Annotated in this window: 10 protein-coding genes and 2 pseudogenes; 8 read left to right on the forward strand and 4 right to left on the reverse strand. The window is 46.6% G+C overall.

All coding sequences use genetic code 11. The annotated features are described in order from the left end of the window. Positions 1-1,466: 1,466 nt before the first annotated feature. Positions 1,467-2,372 (reverse strand): LysR family transcriptional regulator, encoded by a 906-nt coding sequence (locus H3S94_RS09390; protein ID WP_077992939.1) that lies wholly within the window; start codon positions 2,370-2,372, stop codon positions 1,467-1,469. Positions 2,373-2,467: 95 nt separating this feature from the next. Beyond that, positions 2,468-3,442, reverse strand: a complete 975-nt coding sequence (gene trxB, locus H3S94_RS09395) for a thioredoxin-disulfide reductase (RefSeq protein WP_198231386.1) — start codon at positions 3,440-3,442, stop codon at positions 2,468-2,470. A gap of 306 nt (positions 3,443-3,748) precedes the next feature. On the opposite strand from trxB, the gene H3S94_RS09400 reads away from it, so the two are divergent. The 3 genes from H3S94_RS09400 to H3S94_RS12115 all read left to right on the forward strand — a co-directional run bounded on the left by H3S94_RS09400 (position 3,749) and on the right by H3S94_RS12115 (position 6,736). Continuing rightward, the gene (locus tag H3S94_RS09400; RefSeq protein WP_077992949.1) at positions 3,749-5,137 is read left to right on the forward strand and encodes a TrkH family potassium uptake protein; all 1,389 of its coding nucleotides are present in this window, start codon (positions 3,749-3,751) and stop codon (positions 5,135-5,137) included. 72 nt (positions 5,138-5,209) lie between these two features. After that, the gene (locus H3S94_RS09405) at positions 5,210-5,680 is read left to right on the forward strand and encodes an Lrp/AsnC family transcriptional regulator (protein WP_075868870.1); all 471 of its coding nucleotides are present in this window, start codon (positions 5,210-5,212) and stop codon (positions 5,678-5,680) included. Between the two features lie 582 nt (positions 5,681-6,262). Then, positions 6,263-6,736: an RDD family protein gene (locus tag H3S94_RS12115; protein WP_369805259.1), complete on the forward strand. Its 474-nt coding sequence runs from the start codon at positions 6,263-6,265 to the stop codon at positions 6,734-6,736. Positions 6,737-7,220: 484 nt separating this feature from the next. Here the strand turns inward: H3S94_RS12115 and H3S94_RS09410 are convergent, their stop codons facing one another. Both H3S94_RS09410 and greA read right to left on the reverse strand, forming a co-directional pair. Then, positions 7,221-8,273 (reverse strand): glycosyltransferase family 4 protein, encoded by a 1,053-nt coding sequence (locus tag H3S94_RS09410; RefSeq protein WP_210328014.1) that lies wholly within the window; start codon positions 8,271-8,273, stop codon positions 7,221-7,223. A gap of 11 nt (positions 8,274-8,284) precedes the next feature. Continuing rightward, the gene (gene greA / locus H3S94_RS09415; protein WP_077992958.1) at positions 8,285-8,758 is read right to left on the reverse strand and encodes a transcription elongation factor GreA; all 474 of its coding nucleotides are present in this window, start codon (positions 8,756-8,758) and stop codon (positions 8,285-8,287) included. A gap of 343 nt (positions 8,759-9,101) precedes the next feature. Here greA and H3S94_RS09420 point away from each other — a divergent pair, with 343 nt between their 5' ends. The 5 genes and pseudogenes from H3S94_RS09420 to H3S94_RS09435 all read left to right on the forward strand — a co-directional run bounded on the left by H3S94_RS09420 (position 9,102) and on the right by H3S94_RS09435 (position 15,118). Next, positions 9,102-9,785, forward strand: a complete 684-nt coding sequence (locus H3S94_RS09420) for an SH3 domain-containing protein (protein ID WP_188318015.1) — start codon at positions 9,102-9,104, stop codon at positions 9,783-9,785. Positions 9,786-10,582: 797 nt separating this feature from the next. Then, positions 10,583-12,952: pseudogene (gene uvrB, locus H3S94_RS09425) on the forward strand (excinuclease ABC subunit UvrB); the annotation flags it as partial. A 45-nt stretch (positions 12,953-12,997) separates the two neighbouring features. Further along, positions 12,998-13,255 (forward strand): annotated as a pseudogene (locus H3S94_RS12120) (hypothetical protein); the annotation flags it as partial. A 958-nt stretch (positions 13,256-14,213) separates the two neighbouring features. Next, positions 14,214-14,429 (forward strand): cold-shock protein, encoded by a 216-nt coding sequence (locus tag H3S94_RS09430; RefSeq protein WP_077972136.1) that lies wholly within the window; start codon positions 14,214-14,216, stop codon positions 14,427-14,429. A gap of 215 nt (positions 14,430-14,644) precedes the next feature. Further along, positions 14,645-15,118: a BA14K family protein gene (locus H3S94_RS09435; RefSeq protein WP_077992965.1), complete on the forward strand. Its 474-nt coding sequence runs from the start codon at positions 14,645-14,647 to the stop codon at positions 15,116-15,118. Positions 15,119-15,153 lie beyond the last annotated feature (35 nt).

The raw sequence follows: 15,153 nt of genomic DNA on the forward strand, positions 1-15,153 counted from the left end.
TTCCAAACAAGCCGCACATTACCCGCCCCGAACTGACTTGCCCGCTCATATGGTTGATCTTACCCGTGCATACATGATTGACGGGTACTATGCACCATCATAAAGCTTGTGCCCGAAAGAGATTTCAAGCTTCCAAACAAGCCGCACATTACCCGCCCCGAACTGACTTGCCCGCTCATATGGTTGATCTTACCCGTGCATACATGATTGACGGGTGCTATGCACCATCATAAAGCTTGTGCCTGAAAGAGATTTCAAGCTTCCAAACAAGCCGCACATTACCCGCCCCGAACTGACTTGCCTGCTCATATGGTTGATCTTACCCGTGCATACACGTGGGCTATGCACCATCTAAAGCTTGTGCCTGAAAGCAGTTTCAGCGTCTAAACAGAGCGTGGTAACAACCGCGAAGACCTATTTCCCCCGCACCTATGATTGATACCGCAAGCACATATATGATTGACGTAATCTATGCGCACATGTTGATCTCGTCTCTGCCGAGACAGTCTATATAATCAAATGTAACTCTCCTCGGCAGAAAGCGGGCTGAACGCTTCGCTCACTCCATTTCCTCTAAGATTTCCGAATATCTGCCAGAATAAAAATCACAAAAAAGGAAAGACATATCCCCATAACTAGAAAATATTATGCAGTTTGCTGTCGATATAAATTTTCTGCAACCATGATAACGGGTGCGCGCATAAACGCGTGAAACCGGCAATTGTTAAAAGAATTACCGCCGTTACAATTTGCGATAAGATCACCAGAAAAATCATAACTTCTTTAAAAAGCAGAAAACAAAAAAAATCAAAAAAAAAGCCGGACAAATAGTCCGGCTGAAGTTTGAAGGTATCAGAGACTATAGTCAATCTGACAAAACCTCCAGAGGGGAACACTCAAGAAACGCAATGGGAGGAGACGTCCACTTGAGATGCCGGTAATATGCACTTTTTTTAGGCAGCCAGCAACCAGATTTTAAGCAGGACAGCTATGCACCAAACGCATAGCTTCATTGAAATATTTTTTGACAGTAAATTTATGTATATTTTTTATTGTTATAAAACAAATATTTAGAAAAATCTTTTTGTCAGAATCCCGCCAGATCGCCATAAAAACATCTATATCCCGTTTTGCCTTGATTGAAATTTTTTTTGCCCAGAGAGCGTGCATCCTCTGCTCAAAGAATTAGCACGTTTATTTAATGCCTATTATTTCGCCGCAAGTGAACACGATTTCATATGCATAAATTTGGCACTTGCGAATACTGTTGATAGGCTATCGCCTTCGGCGTTTATCATTTCAAATTGTCAGAAAACCGGCGGGTCAATAGAAAGGCACTTCAAAATCGGAACAAAAGACAAATGATGTGACAGAATAAAGCCGGTAGAGACAAGGCACATCATGGCGAACGTTATAAAAGGTTTTTAATGTTTGTTCCCGTGATTGAATTTTTCCGAATACCGCAATCAGAATGACCAATTGCGTGATTTTGCAAAAATATAATCACGAAAAGCATGAAGTTTGGCCGAATTTTTGAGCGCTTCGGGATAACAGAAAAACGTATCGAATGAAGGAATTTCAGTGAGATCGGGGAAAAGTCTTATCAAACCATCATTGGGAGCAATGATATAATCCGGTAAAACAGCAATACCAAGATTTTTCATGGCCGCTTTTTTAATGGAAATCACATTATTGATTTGTAAAGACGGGATACGTTGTGAACCGTCGTTACGACCGGCGGTTTCAAGCCAGTTCAATCCGGCAAGATAGCTTGGTGCCGATTCACCGAAAGACAAAATGCGATGATTATCAAGCTCTTCCAATTGGGTGGGTTTGCCATGATTGGCAAGATAATTGGCCGAAGCATAGACATGCATATGCACTGTAAAAAGCCGCCGCTGGATGAGGTCGGGCTGTTGGGGTTGGCGTAAACGCAAAGCACAATCGGCGTGGCGCATTGTCAAATCCAGTTCCTCGTCATCGAGGAGAAGCTGGATCTGTATATCCGGATAAAGGTTGACAAATTCCGGTATACGCTGGACGAGCCAACCGGAACCAAGGCCGAATGTCGTTGTAACGCACAAATGGCCGGTCGGCTTTTCGCGACTTTCACTCAATTTGGAGCGGACATTTTCAAGTTTCATCAATACGTCATGGGCAGTGCGATATAAAATTTCGCCCTGCTCTGTCATGATAAGTCCGCGCGCATGGCGTTGGAAAAGTGGCACACCGACATCCTGTTCGAGCGCAGAAACCTGCCGTGAAATTGCCGACTGCGATAAATGCAACGTCTGAGCGGCATGTGTAAACGAGCCAGCTTCAGCAGCGGCGTGGAAAATTCTCAATTTGTCCCAATCCAACGGCGCAGCCACCAGATTTTCTCCTCAATTATAAAAACACCGGCTTTTGCGGTGATACCCATCTTCTATATCGGGCGCAATTTCCAACTAAAAAGCGCCCGCCGAACTTATTTTTCGCCTGCCTTCAAATCTACCTGTTCATCCAGAAAACGCTCGACTTCCAGCGCAGCCATGCACCCCCGTCCGGCAGCGGTTACCGCCTGCCGAAACACATCATCGGCAACGTCGCCGGCTGCAAAAACACCTTCAACACTGGTTGCTGTTGAATCCGGTGCTGTCCACAAATAACCACCGGGTTTCTGGCGCAATTGCCCTTCAAACAGCTCGACCGCCGGCGCGTGACCGATAGCGATAAACACGCCTTGCGCTTCGACTTCACTCAATTTTCCGGTCAATGTATCTTTAAGCCGTACACCGGTAACCGTTGCGCCCATTGGCGGCTTTGGCGGATTACCGACAATTTCATCGACCACATGATTCCAGATGACCCGCACATTATCACGTTTAAGCAAGCGTTCCTGCATAATTTTTTCCGCACGGAAAAAATCCCGCCGGTGCACCACAGTCACGGTTTTGGCAAGATTTGCCAGATATAGCGCTTCTTCAACCGCAGTATTGCCGCCGCCGACCACCACGACATCTTTGCCGCGATAGAAAAAACCGTCGCATGTGGCACAAGCCGAAACACCACCGCCCATAAAGGTTTTTTCGCTTTCCAATCCCAGCCAGCGGGCTTGTGCGCCGGTTGCGATGATAAGCGCATCACATGTGTAAACAGTACCTGAATCACCGTGAAGTGTAAAAGGCCGTCTTGAAAGGTCGGCTTTGGTAATAATGTCGTAAACGAGTTCGGTTCCCATTTTTACCGCCTGCTGAGCCATTTTTTCAACAAGCTCCGGCCCCCCAATCGGGTCGACAAAACCGGGATAATTTTCAACCTCGTCGGTAATCGTCAATTGGCCACCCTGTTGCAGGCCGGTGACAATGACAGGTTTAAGCATGGCACGCGCCGCATAAATTGCAGCCGTATAACCGGCAGGTCCCGAACCGACGATCAAAACAGGAATATGGCGCGCTGACATGAAACTCCACTTTCATAAATCGATTAAGGAAAAAGCCGATAAAAAGCATTTCCCCAAGGTTGATCCTGCCATTTGATTTATGGTTTAAAATCGGCTTTTGCAAGGCGGTGACAAAGATTGACCGGTTTAATCACAAGAGGTGACAATTTGTGAAACTTAGCGATTGTCAGCAGGGGTAAAATTTATATAAAATAGCGGGTGATTGCATAACACACTTACTTAAGTTTCTTTTCAATCCCGAGGTTTGCCATTTTTCGATTTGTCAGCAATGTCTGCGCGCGTTTTGCGCTGATTCTGGGAATAACCATGTTACTCCCTGCCCTTGCAGATTTGCGGGCGGGAAATGGCGACTGGGTTGTTTTCATCCGATCGGCTGCAACAACCATTGCTTTTGCGACATTGATCCTGCTTGCAACAAACGGAGCCAATTGTCGTTTTTCGGCACGACTGGGATTTTTGCTCACAGTTTGCTTGTGGATCACCGGTTGCGTGCTCGGTGCTATGCCGCTTTATTTTTCACATCTGCCATTGTCGCTCGCTGCTGCCATTTTTGAAGGTGTTTCCGGCATTACCACCACTGGCGCCACCGTACTTACAGGACTTGACCGGCTGCCGCGCGGCATTCTTCTATGGCGTTCGCTTTTATGCTGGATTGGCGGCATCGGGTTTATCGCCTTGGCCTTGTTGCTTTTGCCATCCCTCAGAGTGGGTGGTATCCAGCTTTTCAATATGGAATCTTCCGACCGTGCAGAAAAAGTTCTGCCGCGTGTGAACCAGATTGCCAATGGCATTATCATTGCCTATCTGGGGCTTACGCTTTTATGTATGCTGTCCTATTTTGCCGTTGGGATGACAATGTTCGACGCTGTCAATCATGCCATGACGACAATTGCGACAGCCGGTTTTTCAACCCATGATGCTTCACTCGGCTATTTTTCCAAAACGCCCTCGGTGCTGGTTATTGCAACAATTTTTATGCTGCTCGCCTCGCTCCCCTTTATTCTTTATGTCAAGCTTGTTTTGCCTGAACGTTCGCGGCGTTTGGCCGACCCGCAGGTTGTTGTTTTTCTGTCCATCGTTCTTGTCGCCAGTTTTGCGCTTGCCATCTGGCTGCGTTTCCATTTCGGATTTTCGTTCCACCGTGCATTCCTTGACGCGATTTTCCATTTTGTCTCGGTGATTACAACCACCGGCTATGCCGCTGAAGATTATCTGTTGTGGGGGCCTTTCGCGATCGGCCTTTTCTTTATTGCTTCATTTATAGGCGGCTGTGCGGGGTCAACATCGGGCGGCATTAAAATTAACCGCCTCATCATTCTCTGGCGTTTCACACGCGTCGCCATGATGCGGCTTCTCTCCCCCAATACGGTTGTGAAAGTGCGTTATGGCGGAACCGATATTTCCGGTGATCTTGCCCAGACAGTTTTGCTGTTCATGAGTCTCTATATGGCATCACTTGTGATTGGAGCGGTGTTGCTCTCCTTTACCGGACTCGATTTTGTTTCGGCTTTTACCGGCGCACTAACCGCCCTTTCCAATGTCGGCCCCGGTTTTGGCGACAGAATTGGCCCTGACGGAAATTTTTCCACAGTGGGCGACGCCGCCTTATGGATATTGAGCGGCCTTATGTTTGCAGGACGTCTTGAAATTGTTACTGTTATCATTCTTTTTACACCGGCGTTCTGGAGAAAATGATTTTACCACGTGACGTTTTTCCTAACCGGTGATAGACAGACACTCAATTGAACAATAGTGAAGTAAAGCCTTATGCAGATTAAAGCCGATCTCGATTCAATCGATTGGAAAATACTCAAAGAGCTTCAGAGCAATGGCCGCATGACGAATGTCGAACTTGCTTCAAAAGTCGGTATTTCGGCACCTCCATGTTTGCGTCGGGTGAGACGCCTCGAACAGGATGGCATTATCAAAGGTTATCAGGCTATCCTGAATGGAGCTATGATCGGGCAGGATCTCGTGGCTTTTTGTTTTGTCGGTTTACATCGCCAGTCCGATGCGGATTTACGTGGTTTTGCGGCAATGGTCTATAAGTGGCCACTGGTTAGAAAAGCATGGATGGTGTCGGGAGAATCGGATTTTCTGCTTCACTGTGTGGCTCCCGATCTCAAAAGCTTCCAGACATTTGTTATCGAACAACTGACAGCCGCCTCCAATGTCGGCTCTGTGCGCACTGCACTTACCATTCGCGTCATCAAAGACGAACCACCGCTTATTCTTTAACCGCCCTCCGCGACCACGCAAAAAATTTCTCTTTCCTTTCTGAAACGGGCCGGATTTTTCAGCAAGTCCGCCACAGCATGTCCCACATCAAAGGAAAAGAAAGAAGAAACATAAAGCACACAGTCGGCTAAAGTGACGGCGAAGAGAATAACCGACATGATGTTGAAAGGGGTGCAAAATAACTCTCTTCACCGGTTCGCCTGGAAAGTCAAAACACCTTTATAGCGTTCAAGCTGCTTTTTATTGGCCCCGACTTTATCACAGTGCGTTATTTATTTTTATGTTTTTCCCGATTTCTATGTCACACTATTTTAAATCCGGTCAAATCTATCAAAAAATTATATACCGGCCTTGTACATATAGAATACAATATAAAGAACAGTATTTCAAAAAATAATGATTAACAATGCATATGCGTAACAGTATGCTAATTTTATAATGGAAACATAAAATTGTTTATGTAGGCGTTTTTTGCACGTAAATTTGATACATTGTTATATAATTCTTTATTTATATTATCCGGATTCCGGTTGAATCATGTGAATCATTTTATCATCATTTCATCAAGAGATTTTTTTCGATATAGTGCAATCAAGAACGCTTTTTATCATCCTCGTCATTTGCGAGTATTATATATTGCTTCTTTTAATCGACATTCTGGTTTATTCCATTGTTGGAAACAATATCGGTAAATTGATTTTAGGATTGAGAATTATAAATGCCGATACCGGATCAAAATTGGGTTTATCCGGATATTCTCTTCGGACAATCCGTCAAATGTTTTCCGGCTTCGGATTGGGTATCACCGTCATATGTTTCTTTATGTTTCTTATTCAATTTATAACAGTGTGGATGAAAAACCGTGCAAGTTATGATGCAAAAACTGCAAGAGATATGCGGGCTTTCCCTGGAAACGAGGATATATCGAACAGGATTGCAAACCGCCCCATAGGCATTTATACGACGATATTTTTTATAATGGCCTATGTCTTCCTTTTTGTATTCTTTTCATTTCAATATGCATTTTCAAACAGCATGATTTATCGACCGATATGAGTTCCTAATATTATTATTGCACTGTGTTTTTCCCCGATATGATTTCAGCCTCCGCCCCCACGACAAGAGCGCTAACAATCGGGATTATCGGATAGAACCGGAAAGCGGATAACTGTTGAAACTGTCCATATCACCGCCCATTGTGCCAATAGTGACGCGCATGAAAACCGTTTCAATCGAATTTGTCCGCAATAGGCTTTAAAAAATATTATTGAATAAAGCCAAACGAAATGGCCTATCCGTTCTGCCGGATGTACTTCCCTTCAAATGTCATATCTTTCACTTGCAAACCGTTGCCGTCTGGCAGTCGGATTTGTCGGCGTCAGCCTTAAAATTTCAAGAGTGAATTGGCGCAATAAACAATCTGGTCAGGCTATTTCACCTAACTGTTCTGTCGGGTGTCCTAAAACTCACGGAACAAAATTCCCTGCCTCTTACAGCAGAGAAAACCCTCGATAGTCATAACAACCACAGAAATAGTGCATTATTTTTTTGTAAAAAGTTCCTGATAAACTTCGTCTATCGAGCTTGCTTCTTTATCAAGGGGAAAATCTTTTTGCACATGCTCTAAAGCTTTTTCACCCATGGCGATAGTCTTTTCCGGGTCTTCCAGATAGGGCTTTATCGCTTCTGTCAAAGCTTTTCCATCACCGGCCGGAACGACTGTTCCCGTGCCTTCTGTGACAAGTTCCTGATATGCCCCCGCGTCGCTTGCCACAACAGCGGTTTTGGAAGCCATAGCTTCAAGCGGTGTCAGCCCGAACCCTTCGTTTCTCGATGGTGCAACGTAAAGCGTTACGCGCCGGTACCAGACGCGTATATCATCAACCTCGCCCAGTATAAGAATGCGCTTTTGAAGACCGGCAGCGGCAATTTTACGTTCCAGTTCTTTTTCAAAATCTTTGTGTTCGGCAGTGGTGCGTCCGGTAATAATGGCTGTCCAGTCAGGATACTGGGGCAACAATTCAATCATCGCATCGACAAAAAGATCGGTTCCCTTCTGGTGGCGCACGCGCCCGAAACAACCGACCGCATATTTGCCGGGAAGTTTTGTCGATTGGAATGTATCTTCAAATGTTGCAGGCGGGGTAAACCGGTCAAGGTCTATGCCATGCATGATAACCCGATAGGGCACTTCAAGAAACGAGCCGGAACGGGCACTTGTGGCGATAACCTTGTCCATCTTCCGGATAAGCCAATTGGTAAAAGGCTTATGTTGGCGTTGCGCAGCAGACGTAAATATAAGCTTCAGCTTCATGCGAAAAAGATCGCGTAACAAAATGCCTGCCACCATTTCGACATTGCGCCGCGCATGCCAGATGCGAAACGGTTTGCCCTCAGGCCGTTTCCACAGTTTCAATAAACTTGAATAGCCAAGAGATGGCAAACTATCGGGCAAGCCGGGTCCGATAGTGGAAATGCGTATGCCTTTTTTGCGCTGCAAGGGGATGAGTTGCACAATTGTCGATGTCACACCCGACAAACGCTTTTTGAAATTGGGCGCAATAACGTCCGTTTCGTCAATCGACACACGCATTGAATTACCAATCAGATAAACTGGATGGACAAAATCTCGTAAGAACGCGAACCACCCGGTGCATTCACTTCGATAGAATCGCCCTTTTCCTTGCCAATCAGGGCGCGAGCAATCGGTGAAGAAATGGAAATCTTGCCCAATTTCACTTCGGCTTCCTGCTCGCCGACGATCTGGTAGGTTTTTTCTTCTTCAGTGTCTTCGTCAATCAGTTTGACTGTTGCACCGAACTTGACTTTATCTCCGGTGAGTTTTGAAACGTCGATCACTTCTGCACAGGTAACATAGTCTTCAAGTTCCGCAATACGTCCTTCATTATGGCTCTGTGCTTCTTTTGCAGCATGGTATTCGGCGTTTTCCGAAAGGTCGCCATGACCCCTCGCTTCGGCGATTGCTTCAATGATACGGGGGCGTTCTTCGTGCTGACGCCATTGAAGCTCTTTTTTCAACTTTTCATAGCTTCCGGTCGTCATCGGATATTTTTCCATTATCGTATCCTTTCCTTCCCGCGATTTTTGCGTCGAAAACAAAAAGAAACGGCCTCCGGAACTCCTTCCGGAACCCGTCTCTAAACTTTTAGCTTCCCATTATATAGCATAGGAAAAAGATTTTTCATCCTAAATTTTGTTTCCAAAAACGCCCGACGTTCACAAAATTCAGGCTAAAGATTGCTAAAAGCCGCCAAAACGACATTGACTTTTCTTAACAAAACTTAATTTTCCGATTTATTGTCGAACACTATCTCTTTGCTACAATTTGGCTTAAATTACACTATAATGTTCGACAAGAATAATGCCATGATCCATTCACCTTCTCGGACTTGAGGGCAAAATGAAAAAAATACTCGGTTCCTTGTTGTTTGGTACATTTTTGTTAACGACACAGGCAGCACAAGCAGCAGAGGCGCTCGTAACAGCACCTTTGAATTTCAGAGACGGGCCAAGTACTGCCTATGCCATTCGCGGCACAATAGCTCCGGGTGAAATAGTCGGCGTGCGCGGATGTTCGGGCAATTGGTGTGAAATCAATTATGGCCCGCGCATCGGTTGGGCTTCCGCGTCATATCTGGCCTTCCGCAATGGCGAAGCAGTTTATAACAGCTATAATCGCCCCTCTTCATCGACATTCAATGTCATTATCGGTGGCGGATATTACGATGACGACTGGTATTACCGCCGTTATCGCCGGCCGCATTGGCACGGGGATCATCGTCCACCTCCACCACCGCCACCACATTGGGGCTTTGACCGGCCGCACCGTCCGCCTCCGGGCATGCGCCCGCCACCATTCAGACCCGGCCCCGGTATGCCTCCGCCCCCACATGGCGGGCCGGGTGGCCCATTTCCCGGTGGTGGCCCCGGTGGAGGGCCTGGTATGCCTCCGCCGCCACATGGCGGGCCGGGTGGCCCGTTTCCCGGTGGTGGCCCCGGTGGAGGACCTGGTATGCCTCCGCCACCGCATGGCGGGCCGGGTGGCCCGTTTCCCGGTGGTGGCCCCGGTGGAGGGCCGCGTTAATTCGCACTTGAATTCAATTCCGGCCGATTATTTTATGATCGGCCGGTTTGATATTTGCATGATTGTTTATTCCGGCTTTCTTGCCAAACACCAACGCTCTATTCGAGCCGGATGTTCACCCGAAACATTGTTGCAGGAAAGGTCTTGCCAAAAGCAGGCCGGTTTTGCTTTCCGATAAATTATTGTTAGTTCCGGCTAATGTTTTTGCCAACATCGCTGGATAAAAAATCCATCATGTTTTTGCCGCTTCTTTTGATAACCACAAACGAGGTGAGAAAAATTTTTGTCATTGCAGTCTATAACCTTGGAGGAGCCTTGCAACGATACACAATGATACGGGAAACATTCCGGTTTGAAAGCTGCCGGACTTGCGATCAACCATGTTGACCCACGACCTGATTGAATAAAGATAGATTGGAAGGCACTCTGCCCTTCCGGATTCTTTGAGATGTTAGAAAAAGGCTATGTTTTTCAGGAAAACCACGCTTTTCAAGAAGATTAACGCGATTTGAAACATCAATTTTCGGGATTCGGGACTTCGGGACTTCAAATGATTTTTTCTGATCTCTTCAGCTTTGGCCGATTTCGGGTTTGTCACTTTCTTCGGCATTCGCCAATTTCGGGTTTGACAAGGGAAAAGAAAGAAAATTCCTTATGGATTGTGTAAACAAAATATGGCTTTTATCTTTTATTTTCGGGCAGGAATACCATATTGTTCTATCATGACGTCATTAGCTAAAAAACATCAATCCGCCGGCGCAAAAAAGTCCCGTCCGGAAAGAGAAGACAAAGCGGTTCTGAATGCGCCCACTGGTTCGATTGCCGATTGGGCAGCCGATATTGATAAAGCAGCCGAAAAGCCGGTCAAAAAACCGGTAAAGGCGAAAAAAGCCGCTGCAAAGTCGACACGTACATCGCGCGGCACTTCGATTGGCGGGAAAGCAACTGCCAAACAGCGCGCGGCCGCCGGTCTTAATCCTGTGGCGGGACTCGATGTCGGGCTTGAAGATGCTTCAAAAATTTCCACCGGTGGCGCAACGGCGACCGTCGAGGCATTATCGAACCTGATTGCTTCGGGAAATCCGCTATTTAAAAATGGCAAATTGTGGACGCCGCATCGTCCTGTCCGTCCGGAAAAATCGGAAGGCGGAATACCATTCAAGATGGAAACGCCGTTCCTTCCCTCCGGTGACCAGCCGACCGCAATAAAAGACCTTGTCGAAGGTATCAAAAATGGTGACAGAACGCAGGTTTTACTTGGCGTGACCGGTTCGGGTAAAACTTATACAATGGCGAAAGTCATCGAGGAAACCCAACGTCCTGCCCTTATTCTTGCCCCCAACAAAACTCTGGCGGCACAGCTTTACGGCGAGTTCAAGAATTTCTTTCCGCACAATGCGGTGGAATATTTCGTTTCCTATTATGATTATTATCAGCCGGAAGCCTATGTGCCGCGCTCCGACACCTATATCGAAAAGGAATCGTCGATCAATGAACAGATCGACCGGATGCGCCATGCGGCAACCCGTGCTGTTCTTGAACGGGATGATGTTATTATCGTCGCTTCAGTTTCCTGTATCTACGGTATCGGTTCGGTCGAAACCTATACGGCAATGACCTTCCAGATGCAGGTGGGCGACCATCTCGACCAGCGCCAGCTTCTTGCCGATCTTGTTGCCCAGCAATATCGTAGGCAGGACATCAATTTTGTGCGCGGCTCGTTTCGTGTGAGAGGCGACACAATCGAAATATTCCCTGCCCACCTCGAAGATCGAGCATGGAGGATTTCCCTGTTCGGCGACGAGATTGACTCGATTACCGAATTCGACCCGTTGACAGGACAAAAAACCGGTGATCTGAAATCGGTTAAAATTTACGCCAATTCACACTATGTGACACCGCGCCCGACACTTAATCAGGCGATCAAATCCATAAAGATCGAGCTTCGTGACCGTCTGGCGGAATTGAACAAAGCGGGGCGGCTTCTTGAAGCCCAAAGGCTTGAACAGCGCACCACATTCGATCTTGAAATGCTGGAAGCAACGGGAAGCTGTGCCGGCATTGAAAATTATTCGCGTTATCTCACAGGTCGCCAACCGGGTGAACCGCCGCCGACCATGTTTGAATATATTCCTGATAATGCCATAATTTTTACCGATGAAAGCCATGTCACCATTCCGCAGATCGGCGGAATGTATCGTGGTGACTTCCGCCGCAAGGCAACATTGGCAGAATATGGTTTCAGGCTTCCTTCCTGCATGGATAACCGCCCGTTACGTTTCGAGGAATGGGATGCCATGCGCCCGCAAACCATTGCGGTATCGGCAACGCCGGGTGCTTGGGAAATGGAACAGGCAGGCGGTGTTTTTGCCGAACAGGTCATTCGCCCGACAGGCTTGATAGACCCGCCGGTCGAAGTGCGCCCTGCCCGCAATCAGGTGGACGATGTGCTTGGTGAAATCCGCAAAACCACCGAACAGGGTTACCGCAGTCTGGTGACAGTTCTCACCAAACGCATGGCGGAAGATTTGACCGAATATCTCCATGAACAGGGTATCCGTGTTCGCTATATGCATTCGGACATTGATACATTGGAAAGAATCGAGATTATCCGCGATTTGCGTCTGGGCGCGTTCGATGTGCTTGTCGGCATCAACCTGTTGCGTGAAGGGCTTGATATTCCCGAATGCGGTTTTGTTGCCATTCTTGACGCCGACAAGGAAGGATTTTTGCGTTCGGAAACATCGCTTATCCAGACAATCGGCCGTGCTGCTAGAAATGTCGATGGCCGTGTTATTCTTTATGCCGATAACAAAACCGGTTCGATGGAAAGAGCACTGGCAGAAACCGAACGCCGTCGCGAAAAACAGCAGGCTTATAATATCGAGCATCACATCACACCATCAAGTGTGAAGAAGAATATCGCCGATATTCTCGACTCGGTTTACGAGCGCGACCATGTTCGTGCCGATATTTCCGAATTTGCCGAAGCTGGCAATATGGTCGGCAACAATCTTGCTGCCCATATCGAACATCTGGAAAAATTGATGCGCGACGCGGCCGCCGATCTCGATTTCGAGGAAGCGGCAAAATTGCGCGACGAGATCAAGCGCTTGCAGCAGACAGAGCTTGCCATTTCCGATGATCCGCTCACACGGAATGTCGAGAAGACCATTGAAAGCGGCGAGCTGTCACGCGACAAAGCCAACAAAAAGGGACTCTTTGCTAAGCCCGACCTTGACCATATGGGGCCGAATATGGATGTCGGGATTCTCCAAACGAACCCGAAAAGCGGAAAGTTCAGAAAAAATACGCTTGATGAAATGACGGTAAAACGCACCGAAGTTCCGCTCGGCGAAAGTGCAAAACCGATCAAACGCGAACGTATCGGACTGGGCTCCTTTGAAGACCCTGTGGAAGTTGCGCGCAAACGGCGCCGTCCCGGAAAAACCGGCAGACCGGGTCGTTGAAGTGAAATAAAATTGCAGACCGGTGGAAAATTTTCCGCTCCGGTCTGCCGTTCCAAATCAGCGTTTGGTGCTATGCGCTTTCGGGAAAAATCGAGAATCTTTCCTTTGAAACAAAGCCTGATTGCGCGATAAAAATTGCAATATCTTGAGCTTTACCGCACCCCGTTTTATCGAAAAAGGCTTCCGGTTGAAACAATCAAAAGTCTTTATCATACAAAGATGGAACTATACTTGCGTTTAACAAGAAAATGATTGGAATGATTTTAATTTATCCTCACAATAAATCGGTATGTTTTTCTAAGCAATTGTTTTTTATATTCAATTTATATCTTTATAAAACCGCCTGAAGCAACAATCAACGCACCTGTTTTTCGTTTTATGAAAGCGCCAACTATTCAAAATGCCGGTGTTCGGCGCACAGAATAATCAACATTGTTCATTTTAACTTTATTTGAAATGCACGCCAATCGGCGATAAAAGTGGGATAATGGGAAATTCAAACAGAATATGATGCACGTGGTAAAACAACCATTCCGGCTCGCTTTTTCACGTGATTTTTCTAAAGCCGACAAATGTTTTTACAAAAGTAAAACTATTAAAATCTGTCAATTTAAAGAATAAATTCAGAAAACTCTTGCAAATTTCAAGAAATTAATACAATCTATGCGGGTTCGGGCATTTTACGAACATTGGAAGACTATTAACAGGCGCGCCAAAACCGCTATAAGTTTTGGGCTAGTAACAACCGGATAACCGGTGAAAACCGGTACCGATGAGCCATCGAGAGATGGTTATAATCGAGAGATGGTTATATTGGCCACTATCGGTTGAAAGCTGGTAAATAGAGTGCTTTCCAGACTTCAAGAACTGCCTGCATGTACCGTTTTGCGCGTGGTGTGCGGGACGGTGTTTATTATAAAAACCTGTTGTTACAGGTAACTGAATGAGGAAACATTCTATGGCTCAGACCGGGGAAGTGAAGTTTTTTAACAATGATAAAGGGTTTGGTTTTATCAAGCCGGATGATGGTGGCGCCGATATATTCGTCCACATTTCTGCTGTTCAGGCTTCAGGCTTGACAGGACTTACAGACGCACAAAAAGTATCGTTCGATACCGAACCGGATCGTCGTGGCAAAGGTCCGAAAGCTGTCAATATTACAATCATCGGTTGATTTTTATCGGCTGATTTTATTTGCTGCGTTCAAACCGGATCTTTCGATCCGGTTTTTTTTCGCCAAATGTTTTGTAACAAAAAAATATATTTTGTGATGGAAAAAAATATTAAATAAATTATTTACCATAAGAAAGTCACAAGCAGCGTTCAGGCTGCGTTCAGAAAATGAGATATAGAATTATTTTCATGAATCGAATTCAAAGGAGTTCAACCATGAAAAATTTTGCAAAATTGGCAATAGTTTCTGCTGTATCGGCAGTGATGGTTGTGGCCCCGCTCGCTGCCGCATCGGCGCATGACCATTATTGGCGTGGTCCGGGCTATTGGGACGGTCCACGTTATTGGGATCACCACCATCATCATCACGATCACGGGGATGCGGTTGCAGCCGGTGTGGTTGGCCTTGCAGCAGGTGCGCTAATCGGCAGTGCCTTGTCACAACCATCCGAACCACGGGTAATCTATCAGGCTCCGCCTCCACCGCCAGCCTACTATCCGCCTGCTCCGAGATATTATCAACCGGCTCGTCCTTATTATCCGCCTGCACCAACGGCTTATAAGCCGGTCTACCAGCCATGGAGTGCCGGTTGGCGCAATTATTGCGCATCCAAATACCGGTCATTCAATCCGCGGACGGGAACCTATCGCGGCGTAGATGGCCTTAACCATTTTTGTAACGCCAACTGATTTGATAGCATTTGATTTAAAAAATACCCGGCCTT

The sequence above is a fragment of the Bartonella sp. B10834G3 genome (assembly GCF_016102505.1).
In the GTDB taxonomy this organism is placed as follows: Bacteria; Pseudomonadota; Alphaproteobacteria; order Rhizobiales; family Rhizobiaceae; genus Bartonella; species Bartonella choladocola.

Coding starts and splice junctions, on each gene's coding strand:
- H3S94_RS09400 (WP_077992949.1), top strand. CDS start 3,749: ATGTTACTCCCTGCCCTTGCAGATTTGCGGGCGGGAAATGGCGACTGG.
- H3S94_RS09410 (WP_210328014.1), bottom strand. CDS start 8,273: ATGCGTGTGTCGATTGACGAAACGGACGTTATTGCGCCCAATTTCAAA.
- H3S94_RS09435 (WP_077992965.1), top strand. CDS start 14,645: ATGAAAAATTTTGCAAAATTGGCAATAGTTTCTGCTGTATCGGCAGTG.
- greA (WP_077992958.1), bottom strand. CDS start 8,758: ATGGAAAAATATCCGATGACGACCGGAAGCTATGAAAAGTTGAAAAAA.
- H3S94_RS09420 (WP_188318015.1), top strand. CDS start 9,102: ATGAAAAAAATACTCGGTTCCTTGTTGTTTGGTACATTTTTGTTAACG.
- trxB (WP_198231386.1), bottom strand. CDS start 3,442: ATGTCAGCGCGCCATATTCCTGTTTTGATCGTCGGTTCGGGACCTGCC.
- H3S94_RS09405 (WP_075868870.1), top strand. CDS start 5,210: ATGCAGATTAAAGCCGATCTCGATTCAATCGATTGGAAAATACTCAAA.
- H3S94_RS09430 (WP_077972136.1), top strand. CDS start 14,214: ATGGCTCAGACCGGGGAAGTGAAGTTTTTTAACAATGATAAAGGGTTT.